Genomic DNA, 16,879 nt, shown 5'->3' with positions numbered 1-16,879 from the left:
TGCCCGACTACGCGGCATCGACGACCGAACCCGACAAATGAATTTTATTCTGGCCCAGGGGCAGAGCCATGCAGACGATTTCCGGCGGCGTGACCGTTACCGTATCTTCTGGCACCGAAACCGGCGACACCGTCCTGAATGGCGGCACGCTGATCGTCGATCCCGGCGCCAGCGCCGTTGGCACGCAATTGAGCGGCGGCTTCTTATTCGACTCCGGGACCACGACCGGCACGACGGTCTACACTGGTGGCCAGGAGCAGGTGGACTCCGGCGGCGTTGCTTCCGGCACGACGATTTCCGCAGGCGGTGCCGAGACCGTCCTGAGCGGTGGTACGCTCGTCAGCGGCGTGGTCGACGCCGGCGGCTTCCTGGCGCTGGGAATTAACCCCGGCAACGGCTCGGCCAGTCTCGCCGGCGGGACCGCAAGCGGCACGATCGTGTCGGGTGGCGGTGTCAGCATCCAGTCGGGGGGGCTGGCGGTCTCGACGACCGTCACCGGCGGCGCAGGCTCCTTCGGCAACGTCTCGATTTCCGCGGGTGGCTCGGCGACGAACACGACGATCGGGATTTCCGGCGGCCTGAACATTTCGAGTGGCGGCAGCGCCACCGGAACGACGTTGTCCGGCGGCTACGAGGTGATTTCGAACGGTGGTGTCGACAGCGGCGCCACGATTCTGTCCGGCGGCAGCCAGAACATCTCGAGCGGCGGTCTCAGCGTTTCAGCCACAATCTCTGGCGCCAACAGTTCCGGGTTCTTGGCCGCCCAATTCGTGTCGAACGGCGGCATCGCGAGCGGCACGACCGTCGGCAGCAATGGCTTGCTGGACATCGCGGGCGGCGGCACGGTGATCGGCGAGACCGTGCTGAGCGGCGGTCGCGTCACGCTCGAAAGCGGCGCGTTGTTCACTGTTTCAGCGGGCCAGACGCTGCACGATGTCTTCGTCAAGTCGGGTGCTCTCGAAACCATCGCCTCCGGCGGTATCGAGACCGCGCTCGGTAGCAGCAGCAACAACGTCGACAACGGGCAAGTCAACGTGCTGTCGGGCGGCACGCTCGACCATATGGCCGTCAACAACGGCGCCATCCTCGGCGTCGCCGGCACCGTCACGAGCAATCTCTTCGTTGCCAGTGGTGGCGTGGTCAACGTCTTGTCGGGGGGCCTTATCACCGGCAGCGGCGGCGGCAGCGGCGGCCTTTTCACCGGCGACAGCGGCACCATCAACGTGATGTCCGGCGGCCAGGCCGACCATGTCGTCGTCAAGTCCGGCGGAGTGCTGAACGTCTACGGCACGACGCTGAGCAATGTCGGCATTTCGGCCGGTGCGGTCGAGACCGTCTACTCGGGCGGCCTGATCAGCGGCACGTCCGGTTCCGGCACGGGCGTATCGGCCGGCGCCACCTTGAACATCCTTGCCGGCGGCTCGGCCGCCTTCTTCGCCGTTTCGAGCGGCGGCACCGCGAATATCGCCGGCACCGTGCTCCGCAATCAGGCGGTCTATACCGGCGGCGTCGAGAATGTCTTTTCGGGTGGCGTCGTCACCGGCTCCAGCGGCAGCGGCACCAACATTGCTGGCGGCACCATCAACGTGGCGTCGGGCGCAGAGCTCGATCACGCTGCGCTGGTCTCCGGTGGCGTACTCAACATCAATTCCGGAGCGACGGCACACAATCTGACGTTCTCCGGATTGGGCACGCTCAATGTGGCGGGCACCATCACGTCCAGCGCCACCGTCGTTTCGGGCGGCATCGAGAATGTGCTGTCAGGCGGCATCGACATCGGCACCACGGTATCCAGCGGCGGCCAGCAGAACGTCTACGCCCATGGCATGACGTCGAACACGCAGATCCTGTCCGGCGGCGTCGTCACGATTTCCGGCGCGGGCACGGTCGACTTGAGCGGTGGAGCGACCGAGTCGGGGTCGGTGATTTTTGCCGGCGCAGGGGGCAAGCTCGAAATCGACGGCACGGCCATGCCCGGCACCGTCATCTCCGGATTCGGCATCGGGGATACGATCAATCTCACCGGTGAGAGTGCCGCAAACATCACCGGCATCACCCTGAGTGCCGGCAATGTTCTGGCGGTCGCGACCAGCGACCATGGAACGCTCAACCTGCAGCTTTCGCCCGGCGACACGTTCAGCGGCACGTTCAGCAGCGCCACCGACGGCGCGGGGACGGACATCACCTTCATCGATAGCTCGGCCATCAAGGTCAGCGCCGGCCAGACCTCCAGCGGCCTCGTGATCAGTGCGGGGCAGACGCTCGACGTTCTCTCGGGCGGCGCGGCGATCGGCACCGTGCTGAGCGGCGGCACGGAGAACGTGTTCGGTACCGAGCAGGGCACGACCGTCAGCAGTGGCGGCCAGCTCAACATCGACATCGGCGGCGTCGCGCATGACTTGACCGTGTCGAGCGGCGGCACGCTCAACGTTGCGGGATCGATCACCAGCAACACGTTCCTGTTCTCCGGCGCCACCGAGAACGTCCTTGCCGGCGGCAACGCCAACGGCGTCACCGGTTCGGGCACCAGGGTTTCCGGCGGCACGCTCAACGTTCTGGTCGGCGCTACGCTCGGGCATTCCACGGTCTACGCGGGCGGCACGCTCAACGTGTCCTCGGGCGGTGCGGCGTCCTTCCTCGCCGTGTCTTCGGGCGGCACAATGAACGTCGCCGGAACGGTGACAAGCCAGGTTGCGGTCTATTCGAGCGGTCTCGTCGTGATCTCTTCGGGCGGCGTCGAGACGGGCGCACCCGGCAGCGGGACGGGTATCTCGGGCGGTACAGTCAGCGTGACCGCGGGCGGCCAGTTCTCCTTCTTTACGATCAACAGTGGCGGTCTCGTCGCGGTCGACAATGGCGCGACGATCCACGACCTCAGCGTCAGCAGCGGCGGCATCCTCAACCTCGCAGGTTCTCAGACCAGCAACGCGTCGATCTACTCTGGGGGCACGGAGAACATATCCTCAGGCGGCAACGCGCAGAGCTTCGCTGTGTCGGGAGGCACGCTGAACGTGCTTTCTGGCGGCAATGCGCAGTCCTTTACGCTGTCGGGAGGGACGCTCAACGTTTCCTCCGGAGGCCTGTCCGAGTTCTTTGCCTTGTCGTCCGGAGCCTCGGCCGCGATCGCAGCCGGCGCCACGGTTCACGATGTGACCGTATCGAGCGGCGCAACGCTCGGCCTTCTCGGTACGGCCACGAGCAACGTGTTCGTTACGGGCGGCGGCGCGCTGAACGTCTCTGCCGGCGGCGCCATCAGCGGATCGATCAATCCGTCCGGTTTCTTCACGGTCAACGTCAACGGCACCGTGAATGCCTCCTCAGGCGCCGCTGTCGGCGATGTTACCGTCAATAGCGGTGGCAACCTGAACCTGCAGGCCGGCGCATCGGCGCATGACGTTAACGTGAACAACGGTGGCCGGCTCAATCTCGCGGGAAGCACGACCAGTAACATCAACGTCTTCTACAGCGGCCTGGAAACCGTTTCGTCCGGAGGCGTGGCGAGCGGCACCAATGTCAACGGCGGTGAGCTCGACGTTCTCTCCGGTGGTGTGGCAAACGCCACGACCGTCAATGGCGGTCTGCTGAAATTGTACTCAGGCGGGTCGCTAAGTGGCGTCTCGGTCAACAATTTCGGCGCCGTTGAACTCGTCAGCGGAGCGTCCGTTTCGCAGCTTACCAACACGACGTTCGGTGGCGGCACCAACCTCGAGGTGGGCCCTGGCGCTGTCGTGAGCGGCTATCCGGTGAGTACTGGCCTGATCCTCGACGTGCTGTCGGGCGGCCTGACCTCCGCCATCACCCTTACGGCCAATGGGATGGAGAGCGTGCTGTCGGGCGGCACGGCCTTGGGCACCGTTGTTGGCAATGCCGGCTTCATGCAACTCGGCGTTCCGCCGTACCAGGGGCAGGGTGGTGCGGCCGGCGGAACGGCGAGCAACACGACGGTGTCGGGCGGTCAGCTCAGCGTGAACTCCGGTGGCCTCGCGGTGTCCACCACGATTGCCGGCGGCGGCGCGCAAGTTACCTCGGGCGGTGTAGCGTCCGCAACGACGATCTCCAACTCCGGTGGCATGACCGTGCTGAGCGGCGGCACGGCGGCCAACACGACGGTGCTGAGCGGCGGCTTCTTCCAGATCGGCCAGGGACCGTTCAACGGCATTCTCGGATCGGCCGGTGGCAGCGCGACGGGCACGATCTTGTCCGGCGGATTCGAGGCTGTCTCCAGAGGTGGCGTCGATTCCGGCGCCACGATTCTGTCTGGCGGCAACCAGAATGTCTCGGCGGGCGGCCTCAGTATTGGAGCCAAGGTCTCCAGCGGCGGTTTCCTGACAGCCGCGAATCTCGGCGCGACGTCGAACACGCAAATATCGTCGGGCGGCGTGGTCACGATCTCGGCCGGTGGCATCGTCGATCTGAACGGCGGATCGACCGAAAGCGGGACGGTGATCTTCTCCGGCGCCGGCGGCAAGCTCGAGATCGACGGGATATCGATGCCGACCACGGTCGTCAACGGCCTTGCCATCGGAGACACCATCGATCTGACCGGCGTCAGCATGTCGGAGATCACCAGTGTCGGCCTCGGCGCCGGCAACGTGCTGACGATCGCGACCAACGATCACGGCACGCTCAGCATTCAACTCGATCCGGGCCAGAGCTTTGCCAACCAGTTTGGCAGCAGCGCGGACGGCAGCGGCACCGACATCTACCTTGTCAGCAACGGTGCCGGCAATATCACCGTGAGCAACGGCCAGACCAGCTCGGGTCTGGTGATCAGCAACGGTCAGACGCTGATGGTGCAGACCGGCGGCACGGTGAACAACACCGTCATTCACGGCGGCCTCGAGATCGACAGTGGCACGGCGATCAGCACCATCGTCTCGGCCGGCTCCGAGGTGGTCTATTCCGGCGGCGTGACGTCGAACGCGACCGTGGAGACGGGCGGCGGCATACATATTTCCGGCGGCAGTGCCGTCAGCGTAACCGTCGCCGCCGCCGGCTACATGGAAATGGACGGCGGAAGTGCAACCGGCACCACGATTCTGTCCGGCGGCTATGAAGCCGTAAAGAGCGGCGGCGTCGAATCCGGCGCCGTGATCCTGGCTGGCAACGAATCCATTTCAGCGGGCGGCGTCAGCATTTCCGCGCAGATCGCGGGATCCAACAACAGCAGCTATGGCGTATTGACGGTTTCCTCCGGCGGAGCGGCTTCGCAAACTCAGGTTGGCAGCTTCGGCGGCCTTACCGTGCTCAGCGGCGGCACGGCAACGGGTACCGTCGTGTCCAGCCAGGGATTCCTCGACCTCGGTCTGACGCCCTTTGGCAGCAATGCCGGCTCGGCCGGTGGCAGCGCCACGGGAACGATTCTGTCCGGCGGCTACGAGTCCATCATAAGCGGCGGCGTGGACACCGGCGCCCAGATTCTAGCCGGCGCCAACCAGAACGTCCTTGCCGGAGGCGAAAGCATCTCAGCGACTGTGTCCGGCATGAACGCTCCCGGACTGTTGGCGATATTGACGGTCTCGGGCGGCGTTGCCCTCGATCCGACGATCGGAAGCGGCGGCCAATTGGCGATTTTCGCCGGTGGTACCGTTTCGGGCGAAAACATTCTCAGCGGCGGGGCCATCTTCGTCGGCAGCGGCGGCACCTACACCGTGTCCTCCAGCGCCCTTCCGGGGCACGACATATCTGTTTCAAGCGGCGGTTTGCTGATCGTGGACGGCACGACGCTCAGCCATGTCTTCATCGGTTCCGGCGGGACCGAGACCGTTTCCTCTGGCGGCTATGCAACAGGCAACGCCAGCAATTTCACCGGCGATACCGGCACGATCAATATTCTGTCCGGTGGCAAGGCCGACCATATCCTGGTCAGCGGCGGCGGTGTCCTGAACGTCATGTCGGGCGCGCTGATCAGCGGCGGCACCGGTAACGGGACAGGTGTGTCCGCCGGCGGCGTGGTGAATATCTCGGCCGGCGGCTCGGCTGCCAATATCGGCGTGTCGAGCGGAGCGATCGTCAACATTGCCGGCACGATGCTCCACAATATGGGCGTCTATGGCGGCGGTACCGCGAACGTCTTGTCCGGCGGCGTCGTCACCGGCTTCACTGGCAGCGGTACGGGCATTTCGGGCGGCACGGTCAACGTCAGTTCGGGTGGCGAGTTCGACCATGCCGCGCTGCTTTCCGGTGGCGTGCTCAACATTTCTGCCGGGGCTTCGGCACACAACCTGACCTTCTCCGGATCCGGTACGCTCAATGTGGCTGGTACGACCACATCCAACGTCACGGTTGTATCTGGCGGCATTGAGAATGTGCTGTCCGGCGGTGTTGACATCGGTACGACCGTCTCCAGCGGCGGCACCGAGATCGTGTTTTCCCACGGCACCACGTCGAACACGCAAATCATGGCGGGTGGTGTACTCACGATTTCCGGCGGCACGGCCGATCTCGGCGGCGGCGCCGCGGAGGCCGGATCGGTGGTGTTTGTCGGCTCCAACGGCAAGCTCCAAATCGATGGCACGGCGATGCCGACCACGGTCATCTCCGGATTTGCCGTCACGGATACGATCGACCTGACGGGCGTGAGTATGTCGGAGATCACGAGCGTCGGTCTCGGCGCCGGCAATGTCCTGGATATCGTGACCAACGACCACGGCACGCTGACCATCCAGCTCAATCCAAGCCAGACCTTCAGCACGCAATTCGGCAGCGCCGCTGACGGCGTCGGCACCGATATCTACCTGGTCGCCAGCAGTGGCGGGACCAGCGGCAACATCGTTGTCAGCAATGGCCAGGTCAGCGCCGGTCTGGTGATCAGCGGTGGCCAGACCTTGACCGTGCAGTCGGGCGGCACCGCTCTGAACACTGTGCTTCAAGGCGGTATCGAGCTCGACAGCGGAGTGACGGTCAGCACGGTCGTGTCGAGTGGTGGTCAGTTGCAGGTCTCGTCCGGCGGCGATGCGACCAGCACGACGGTGTCGAATGGCGGCACAGCGACAGTGCTTTCGGGCGGCCTGGCCGACAACATGTTCATCTCCAGCGGCGGCACGCTCAATGTGCTTGGCACTGTCCAAAGCCAGACGACGGTGTTCGCTGGCGGCACCGAAAACGTCTCGTCAGGTGGTCTGATCTCCGGCGCAACGGGCTCCGGGACCGGCGTTTCCGCAGGCGGCGTGCTGAACGTTCTCGCTGGTGGTTCGGCCGCCCATGTCGGCGTGTCGAGCGGCGGCACGTTCAACGTTTTCGGCAACGTACTGAGCAACACCGCCATCTACGGCGGCGGCGTCGAAAACGTCCTGTCGGGCGGGTCGATCTCCGGAGCGAGCGGATCCGGTACCGGCGTTTCGGGCGGCACGCTGAACCTGTCGGCTGGCGGCTCGGCGTCCTATGTCGGCGTATCGAGCGGCGGTGTCTTCAACGTCGCCGGTACGGTGCTCAGCTCTGTCGCCGTGTACAGCGGCGGCGTCGAGAACGTGTTGTCGGGCGGCGTGGTCCAGGGGGTGTCCGGAGGCTTCGGCACCGCGATCTCCGGCGGCACGGTCAACGTGCGATCGGGCGCTACGGCGACTGCAATGTTCGTCTATGCCAGCGGTGCTCTGAACGACAGCGGCATCGTGACCAACCAGTTCGTGCTTAGCGGCGGCGTTGAAACTGTTTCGTCCGGTGGTGTCGCGTCGCAAGTGGCGGTTTCGGCCGGCGGTCTGCTCGACATTCTCGCCGGGGGCTCGGCGACTGGTATCGGCGATGCCGGGAGGGTCGTCGTCGAAGCCGGCGGCACCGCCGACCACATCATCGTTTCGTCCGGCGGCGTGCTCAGCGTCGGCGGCACCATCACCAGCAATACCGGCGTGTTGGCCGGCGGCATCGAGACTGTGCTGTCCGGCGGGCTCATCTCTGGTGCGGCCGGATCCGGAACGGGAATTTCGGGCGGCACGATCAACCTGCAGGCCGGCGGATCGGCCTTCTACGTCGGCGTTTCGAGCGGCGGCACGTTCAACGTATCCGGTTATGTGGGCGCCGGGTCGGTGTACAGCGGAGGCGTGGAGACCGTTTATTCGGGTGGACTGATCTCGGGTGGCGCTGGAATCGGAACGGGGGTCTCGGGCGGCGGCACACTGACGGTACTCGCGGGCGGCTCGGCCGCATGGGTGGGCGTTTCGAGTGGCGGCGTTTTCAACGTGTCCGGCACCTTCCTCAACAATGGGGGCGTCTATGCCGGCGGCGTGGAGAATGTTTTCTCGGGTGGTGTTGTCACCGGCGTGACAAGCTCGGGGACGGGCATATCCGGCGGCACGGTCAACGTATTTGGCGGCGGTGCGCTGGATCACGCGACGGTTTCCAGCGGTGGCTTTCTGAACATCTCCGCTGGCGGTACGGCGCATCACCTTACGGTGTCGAGCGGCGGCACCATGAACGTTGCAGGCACGACCACCAGCAACGTGGTGGTCACGGACAGCGGTGTCGAGACCGTGCTGTCCGGTGGGCTGATCTCCGGAACCTCCGGCTCGGGGACCGTCATTTCCTCCGGCGGCATCGTGAACCTTCAGGCCGGTGGCGCAGCGGCTTATCTGACCGTTTCGAGCGGCGGCACGTTCAATGTGTCGGGTACCGTGCTCCGAAACGTGGGCGTCTATGCCGGCGGTGTCGAGAATGTTTTCTCGGGTGGCGTCGTCACCGGCGCGCCTGGCTCCGGGACGGCCATATCGGGTGGTACCGTCAACGTATTTTCGGGCGGCGCGCTGGATCACTCGACGGTTTCGAGCGGCGGCGTGTTGAACATTTCTGCGGGCGCAACGGCGAACAGCATCGCGGTGTCGAGCGGCGGCATGTTCAACGTGGCCGGCGCGGTGACGAGCAATGTCGCGGTATTTGCCGGAGGTACTGAGGTTGTATCTTCCGGCGGCTCCACGGGGCCTGTCACGATCTCCGGCGGTACGGTCGAACTGCAGGCCGGTAGCGTCGCGAGCGGCGGCATCACCTTCAGCGGCTCCGGCGGCCAGCTCAAGATCGATGGCACCTCGTTGGCCGGCACGACCATCAGCAGCCTGGTGCTGGGCGACAGCATCGATCTGGCTGGCCTCAATTTCGTATCCGGCGGATCGGCGACCTTGCTGGCTGGCAACGTCCTGCATGTCACCGAGGGGGCTTCCTCCTTCGATCTGCAGCTTGATGCGACACCTGGCGTCCGGTTCGGCGTCAGCGCGGATTCCGGCACCGGCACGCTGGTCACGACGCGCGCCGATAACCCGCCGGTCACGACGGCGGCCAACGTGACCGCAGTCCTCGGTGAGAGCTCGGTGCTGGCCTCCGCTCTCTTCAACTTTACGGACGCCGATGGCGATGCCATCACCCAATTTGCGTTCTGGGACACGCAGGGCAACGGACACTGGGCTATCAACGGCGTCGCCCAGCCCACCAACGCGGAGATCGATGTTACCGCGGCGAACCTGTCGCAGGTGAGCTACGTGTTCGGTCCAAGCGGTTCGACCGATACGCTGTTCGTACGGGCCAATGACGGCACGGCCTGGGGCGGCTGGACTCAATTCACCGCAAAGGCGTTTGTCGATACGGCGCCGACCGTGATCGCCAGCAACGTCACTGCGTTGCATGGCCAAACGTCGATTGCGGCAACAGGCCTGTTCTCGGTGTCCGATCCGGATGTTGGGCAATCGATGACCCAGTTCGCGTTCTGGGACACCGGCGGCAACGGCCACTGGGTGGTGAATGGCATTACCCAGCTCCCCAACACCGAGATCGATGTGTCGGCGGCGAACCTGTCGCAGGTGAGCTATGTGTTCGGCCCGACAGGGTCGACGCCCGATACGCTTTACGTCAGAGCGAACGACGGAATGCTGTGGGGCGCCTGGACGCCGTTCACCGCAACACCGGGGCCTGACCAGGCTCCGGTCGTGACGGCGCAGAACGTGACGGCAACCCATGGAGAGGCATCGGCGCTCGCAACGACCCTGTTCTCGGTGACGGACGCCGACCACGACACCATGACCCAGTACGCGTTCTGGGACACCGGCGGCAACGGGCACTGGGTCGTCAACGGCGTGCCGCAGCAGGCCGGCGTCGAGATCGACGTGGCGGCGGCCAACCTGTCGCAGGTCAGCTACGTGTTCGGACCAACGGGGTCGACACCCGATACGCTGTATGTCAGGGCCAACGACGGCTACGTGTGGGGCGCCTGGACGGCGTTCACGGCCACACCGGGACCTGACCAGGCTCCGGTGGTGACGGCGCAGAACGTGACAGCAACCCATGGAGAGACGTCAGCGCTCGCAACGACCCTGTTCTCGGTGACGGACGGCGACCACGACACCATGACCCAGTATGCGTTCTGGGACACCGGCGGCAACGGGCACTGGGTCGTCAACGGCGTGCCGCAGCAGGCCGGCGTCGAGATCGATGTGGCGGCGGCGAACCTGTCCCAGGTGAGCTATGTGTTCGGACCAACGGGGTCGGCACCCGATACGCTGTATGTCAGGGCCAACGACGGCTACGTGTGGGGCGCCTGGACGGCGTTCACGGCCACACCGGGGCCTGACCGCGCGCCGATTGTCACGGCGCCGAACGTGACAGTCGTCGCAGGAGAGACGTCAGCGCCCGCCACGACCCTGTTCTCGGCCACGGACCCCGATGGCGACGCCATCACCCAGTACGCGTTCTGGGACACCGGTGGCAGCGGCCACTGGGTGGTGAATGGTGTCGCGCAGGCGGCCAACACCGAGATCGACGTGTCGGCGGCGAACCTGTCGCAGGTGAGCTACGTGTTCGGGCCGCCCGGCTCGGCGCCCGATACGCTGTACATCAGGGCCAACGATGGCTTCCTGTGGGGCGGCTGGACGGCGTTCACGGCCCCGCCGGGAACCGACCAAGCGCCGGTTGTGACGGCGCAGAACGTGACCGCGACCCATGGCGAGACGTCGGCGCTCGCCTCGAGCCTGTTCTCGGCCACGGATGCCGACAACAACCCCATCACCCAGTACGCGTTCTGGGACACCGGCGGCAGCGGCCACTGGGTGGTCAACGGCGTGGTGCAGCAGGCCGGCGTCGAGATCGATGTGTCGGCGGCGAACCTGTCGCAGGTGAGCTACGTGTTCGGGCCCGGCGGTACGCCGGCGGATACGCTGTACGTGCGAGCCAATGACGGCATGTTGTGGGGCGCCTGGACGGCGTTCACGGCAACACCGGGGCCTGACCACGCGCCGGTTGTGATCGCGCCGAACGTGACAGTCACCCCAGGAGAGACGACAACACTCGCCTCGAGCCTGTTCACGACCTCGGACGCCGACAACGACAGCATGACCCAGTTCGCGTTCTGGGACACCGGCGGCAGCGGCCACTGGGTGGTGAATGGTGTCGCGCAGGCGGCCAGCACCGAGATCGACGTCTCGGCGGCGAACCTGTCGCAGGTGAGCTACGTGTTCGGGCCGAGCGGGGCGCCGTCCGATACGCTGTACATCAGGGCCAACGATGGCTTCATGTGGGGCGGCTGGACGGCGTTCACGGCTCCATCGGGGTCCGACCATACGCCGGTTGTGACCGCGCAGAACGTCGCAGCGACCCATGGCGAGACATCGGCGCTCGCCTCGAGCCTGTTCTCGGCCACGGATGCCGACGGCAATGCCATCACCCAGTACGCGTTCTGGGACACCGGCGGCAACGGACACTGGGTCGTCAACGGCGTGGTGCAGCAGGCCGGCGTCGAGATCGATGTGTCGGCGGCGAACCTGTCGCAGGTCAGCTACGTGTTCGGGCCCACCGGCACCCCGCCCGACACGCTCTACGTCAGGGCCAACGATGGCCTGTTGTGGGGCAGCTGGACGGCGTTCACGGCAACGCCGGGGCCTGACCACGCTCCGGTCGTGACGGCGGCGAGCGCGAGCGGGATTCACGACCATTCGGTCGCGGCCTCGAGCCTGTTCACGGCGGCGGACGCCGACAACGACGCGATCACCCAGTATGCGTTCTGGGACACCGGCGGCAACGGCCACTTTGTTGTCAATGGTGTCACCCAGCAGGCCGGCGTCGAGATCGACGTGTCGGCGGCGAACCTGTCGCAGGTGAGCTACGTGTTCGGCCCCGGCGGTTCGCCGGCGGATCTGCTCTACGTGCGGGCCAATGACGGCATGATGTGGGGGAGTTGGACGGCGTTCTCGGCGACCGCAACCAACCAGGCGCCGACGGTGTCGGCCGCGAACGTGGTGACGGTCTCCGGGCAGACCTTCGCCGCATCGAGCCTGTTCAGCGCGACGGACGCGGATGGCGATACCATAACGAAATATGCGTTGTGGGATTCCAACACGAACGGGGCCTGGATCGTCAACAACGCAACGCAGAAGGCAAATACCGAGATCGACGTCACCGCGGCACAGCTTGCCACGACGACCTATCAGGCCGGCTCGGGCACCGATCAGCTCTGGATCCGGGCGTTTGACGGCACTGCGTGGGGGGCCTGGCAGTCCTTCAACGCGACTGGCGAGAGCTCCAGCAATGCCACCATCGCAGCGGGCGCTACCCTGGAATTGCCGGGGGCTTCGGGCGCCGCCGTGTCGTTCCAGGGCTCGACGGGAACGCTGAAGCTCGACAATTCCGCGAGCTTTAGCGGCACCGTCGCCGGCATGACGGGGTCGGATGCGATCGATTTCGCGAACATCAGCTTCACGAACGTTCACACCCCGACCTTCAGCGGAACCAGCACGAGCGGAACGCTCACGGTGACGGACGGCACCGTCACGGCGAGTATTGCGCTGCTGGGCAACTACATGGCCTCGACTTTCACGACCTCGAGCGATGGCCATGGCGGTACCCTGGTTGTCGATCCGCCGGCGACGCAGGTCAGCCAGCTGGCGCAACCGCAGCACGCGTGAGGACGCGAAGGATAGGCATGCGGGGCCGCCACTAGGTAGGTGGCTCCGCGTGTCGGCAGAGCCGAAAAGGCCCGCCTTCGGCGGGCCTTTTCCGTGTCATACCGTGCTTCCGGAGTTCGCACCGTGCCCCGCGGTTGCGGCACACTGTTCGATCATAGCGGCGAGCTGGCCGCCTCCGTCGCCACGTCGTCGGCATTCGGGTCGGCTGCGGCTGTCGCCCAGGCGAGCTCGACCAGGGTCACGATGCGCCGGCCGGCGCCGTCGAGCTGGCAGACGATCAGGCCCTGCTCCTCGATATAGGTCAGAAGATGCCGCGCGCGGCGCAGCGAGTGCGTGCCATAGGCGCGGGCGATCGCGGCATCGCTCGGGCAGGGCCAGCCTTCCTTCGCGGCGCGGGCGATCATCATGAAGACGCCTTGCATATCCTCGGGCAGGATCGCAGCGCGCAGCTGCACATCCTGCCAGGCATCGTCTTCCGCGATCTCGGTGCCGAGCCCGGCGCGGGCGCGCGTCAGCATGCGGCGGAAGTCGGTCAGCTCCGGTACCACGGCGCCGAGTCCCTCGATCCGGCAGCGCACCACGAACTCCTGATAGAGCACGCCGATGGCGCGGAAGCCGGCGTCGGGCTCGGCGAGAATGGCGCGCAGGATGCGATCCAGCCGCTCACGCCGCTCGGCCAGTTGCTCGGCGCTCGGCGGCGGTTCCGCAGTCTCGGGATCGATCTCAGGTGCCGTCGGCTTGGCGGCCATCAGCTGGCTGAGCAAGTCGGGTGCCGGCGCCCGGCGCGGCGGCCTGGCCGCCGTCTCGGGCGGCGGGGCTGCGAGGATGATGGCGCGTGCGTCTTCGAGTGCAGCTTCCGGCAGCGGCATCAAGCGCGGCGCCGCGTTGCGCGGCTGCGTGTCGGTTGGACCGATGCGCAGGCCCAGCGGACGGCGCGAGAGCGCAGGGCCCAGCGCCATGAACTGTCCGCGTTCGAGGTCGCGGAAGGCCTCCGCCTGCCGCCGCTCCATGCCGAGCAGGTCGGCGGCGCGCGCCATGTCGATATCGAGGAAGGTGCGGCCCATCAGGAAGTTGGACGCCTCGGCGGCCACGTTCTTGGCGAGCTTCGCCAGCCGCTGGGTCGCGATGATCCCGGCGAGCCCGCGCTTGCGGCCGCGACACATCAAATTGGTCATCGCGCCGAGCGACAGCTTGCGCGCCTCGTCGGACACTTCGCCTGCGACCGCCGGTGCAAATAGTTGCGCCTCGTCCACCACCACCAGCATCGGATACCAGTGGTCGCGGGGGACCTCGAACATTCCGCCGAGGAAGGCCGCAGCGCGCCGCATCTGGTTCTCGGCGTCGAGCCCCTCGAGATTGAGCACGGTGGAGACGCGATGAATGCGCACGCGTTCGCCGGCGACCTGCAAACTGCGCTCGGTGTGGTCCTCGGCGTCGATGACGAGGTGGCCGAACCGCTCGGCCAGGGTCACGAAGTCACCTTCGGGGTCGATGATGGTCTGCTGCACCCAGGGCGCGCTCTGCTCCAAAAGGCGCCGCAGCAGATGCGATTTGCCGGAACCCGAATTGCCCTGCACCAGCAGGCGCGTGGCCAATAGCTCCTCGAGGTCGATGGCCGCCGAAGCGCCGGCCGTCGTTTGTCCCATCTCGATCGCTACGGTCATGTCCCCGACTCAAATCGTCCTTGCGGAGACGCGGCTTAACAAGCCGATCGCGCCCCGTCGAGCGAGCCGCTTAACATCATCCCCAGGCACGGCCGGGACGTGGATGGCGTAAAGATTGCTCGGCGCAATGCACCGTGATTTCTGTGGTCGGCTTGCCGGAGCCGTTCAGACCGCGACCTTGATTCTGCGGTTCTGGCGGCCCTTGTTGTCGATCTTGACGATACGCGCGGGGCGGGACTGCCCGGTCGAGGCCAGATGGGTGCCGCCGCAGGCCTGCCGGTCGAGGCCGAGGATCTCGATGATCCGGACCAGGCCGTCGTCCCCGACCGGCGGCGCGACGGCCTTGCTGCGGAACAATCCGGGGATGGCTTGCGCCTCGGTATGCGCCATGAAGGCGGCGCTCACCGGAAGATCCTGCCGGATGATGTCGTTCAGCGGCGCCTCGAGCGCCCGCAGCGCTTCGTTGTCGGCGCCGGGCAGATCGAAGTCGACGCGGAAGCTGCCGTCGGCATTGAGTTGCGCCCCGGTCAGAAGCGCGCCGCCGAACCGCGTATAGACCAGTGCGTTGACGACATGGGCGAGCGTGTGCAGCTCGCACATCAACGCGCGAAAGGCCGGCTCGACCTCGAGCATGACCTTGCCGGAGATCAGGCTGTCGCCCGGGACCAAATGCCAGAGGCCGCGCTCATCGCGCGCGAGCCCGGTCACCGGCAGCTCGCCGCCGGACCATCTCAGAATCCCGCGGTCGGCGAGCTGTCCGCCGCCGCCTGGAAAGAACGGCGTGTGGTCGACCAGGATGGCGCCGGGCCGCGCGTCGCGCACGTCGGCTTCGAGTTGCAGGATGTCGGGATGGTCATGAGTAAAGGCGCGGGACATCGCGTCACCCTAGAGCGTTTTCGAAAGAAGTGGAGACCGGTTCTATTCGGCCGGCTTCGCGGCCATTGGCGCCTGCGCAGCCATCGGCGGCTTGGGCGCCTTGTCGACCTTCTTCGACCAGGAGCGGTAATAGGCGAGCAGCGTCATCAGCACGATGCCGACAAAGCTCACCACGATCTGCATCCAGAGGCTGCCGGAGACCTCGACCAGCACCACGTGCGCGATGACCGCGAGGAAGACGCCGGTGCAGAACACCTCGAGCGACTGCTGGCCGCATTTGATGATCGGCTGGAACACCGGCCATTCATATCCGGGCCATTCGCGCGGCAGGAAGCGCGTGACGAAGAAGGCGAGCACGACGAAGTGCAGCACGCGATACGGCGCGAGGTTGGTCTTGTCGTTCGGATTGAACGCGTCATAGAGCCAGGCCGGCATCGCCTGGCCCAGCTCCGGGAAGCGGCCTGCCAGTGTCATGACCAGCGCGAACAGCAGATAGGCGCCGCCGAGCCACAGGAAGGCGCGCGAGCGGATGAAATTGATCGATTCGCTGGCGCCGCCGAGCGCGAACCAGCCGCCGAATACGAACAGGAACTGCCAGCAGAACGGATTGAAATACCATGAGCCGCCCGGATAGGCCGGCAGGTTCCAGCCGAACTGGCGTGCGGCGAGATAGAGCAGGAACGAGGCCAGCAGCGTCAGATTGAGCTTCCGCAGCATCGCCCACAGCACCAGCGGATAGACCAGCATCAGCGCGATGTAGAGCGGCAGCACGTCCATGTTGACCGGCTTGAACGCCAGGATCAGGCCCTGATAGAGCGTCTCCGCCGGGTTGTGCATGAAGCCGGCGACGTTGAATTCGTTCTGCAGGTTAGGATCGTGATAGCGCTGGGAGAGATAGCCGATCTCGGCGATATAGATCACGAACAGCAGGACGTGCGCGACATAGATCTGCCAGGCTCGCTTGATCAGGCGGGTGGCGCCGATCACGGTGCCGCGCTCGAGCATCATCCGCGCATAGACAAAGGACGCCGTGTAGCCGGAGATGAAGACGAACAGATCGGCGGCGTCGCTGAAGCCGAAATTCTTCTGCGTGATCCAGTTCACCGCATTGTTCGGGATGTGATCGAGATAGATCGCCCAGTTGGCGAAGCCGCGCAGCAGATCGAGCCGATAGTCGCGGCCACGCGGCGGCAGAACAGCCTTGACGTCCATCGGTTCGCTCCCGTCCCAAGTGCCCGCGCGTCCGGTCGCGGGTCGCCCACCGCGTGATACTAGAACATGATTTCGACGGCTGTGTATTGGTTTTCCGGAAGGGAATGCCTCGACAGAAGGCCAACGCGATACATTTGGATCAAATCGTTCCGGCCGCCGAAGTTAAGACGTGGATGTCCCCGGGCGCAGGGCGGACGTTACGAGCCGGTGCGTAGGATGGGTGGAGCGCAGCGATACCCATCATTTCGCCCCGTC

The 16,879-nt window shown here is 65.8% G+C and carries 4 protein-coding genes; 1 reads left to right on the top strand and 3 read right to left on the bottom strand.

Going from position 1 to position 16,879, the window contains the following annotated elements; genetic code table 11:
- The first annotated feature begins 68 nt into the window (after nucleotides 1–68).
- Nucleotides 69–12,872, top strand: coding sequence for a hypothetical protein (locus tag QMZ05_RS01180; protein WP_353699104.1), 12,804 nt, complete (start codon nucleotides 69–71; stop codon nucleotides 12,870–12,872).
- A 152-nt stretch (nucleotides 12,873–13,024) separates the two neighbouring features.
- Here the strand turns inward: QMZ05_RS01180 and QMZ05_RS01175 are convergent, their stop codons facing one another.
- The 3 genes from QMZ05_RS01175 to opgC all read right to left on the bottom strand — a co-directional run bounded on the left by QMZ05_RS01175 (nucleotide 13,025) and on the right by opgC (nucleotide 16,624).
- A complete protein-coding gene (locus tag QMZ05_RS01175; protein ID WP_353699103.1) occupies nucleotides 13,025–14,536 on the bottom strand; it encodes an ATP-binding protein in 1,512 nt (503 codons plus the stop codon).
- A gap of 165 nt (nucleotides 14,537–14,701) precedes the next feature.
- A complete protein-coding gene (locus QMZ05_RS01170; RefSeq protein ID WP_353699102.1) occupies nucleotides 14,702–15,412 on the bottom strand; it encodes an alanyl-tRNA editing protein in 711 nt (236 codons plus the stop codon).
- Nucleotides 15,413–15,454: 42 nt separating this feature from the next.
- Nucleotides 15,455–16,624, bottom strand: a complete 1,170-nt coding sequence (gene opgC, locus QMZ05_RS01165; RefSeq protein ID WP_353699101.1) for an OpgC domain-containing protein — start codon at nucleotides 16,622–16,624, stop codon at nucleotides 15,455–15,457.
- Nucleotides 16,625–16,879: the final 255 nt, after the last annotated feature.

The organism is Bradyrhizobium sp. INPA03-11B (genome assembly GCF_040446015.1).
In the GTDB taxonomy this organism is placed as follows: Bacteria; Pseudomonadota; Alphaproteobacteria; order Rhizobiales; family Xanthobacteraceae; genus Bradyrhizobium; species Bradyrhizobium macuxiense_A.
The sequence above is the reverse complement of the archived record's forward strand: the minus strand, read 5'-3'. Positions and strand labels throughout refer to the sequence as shown.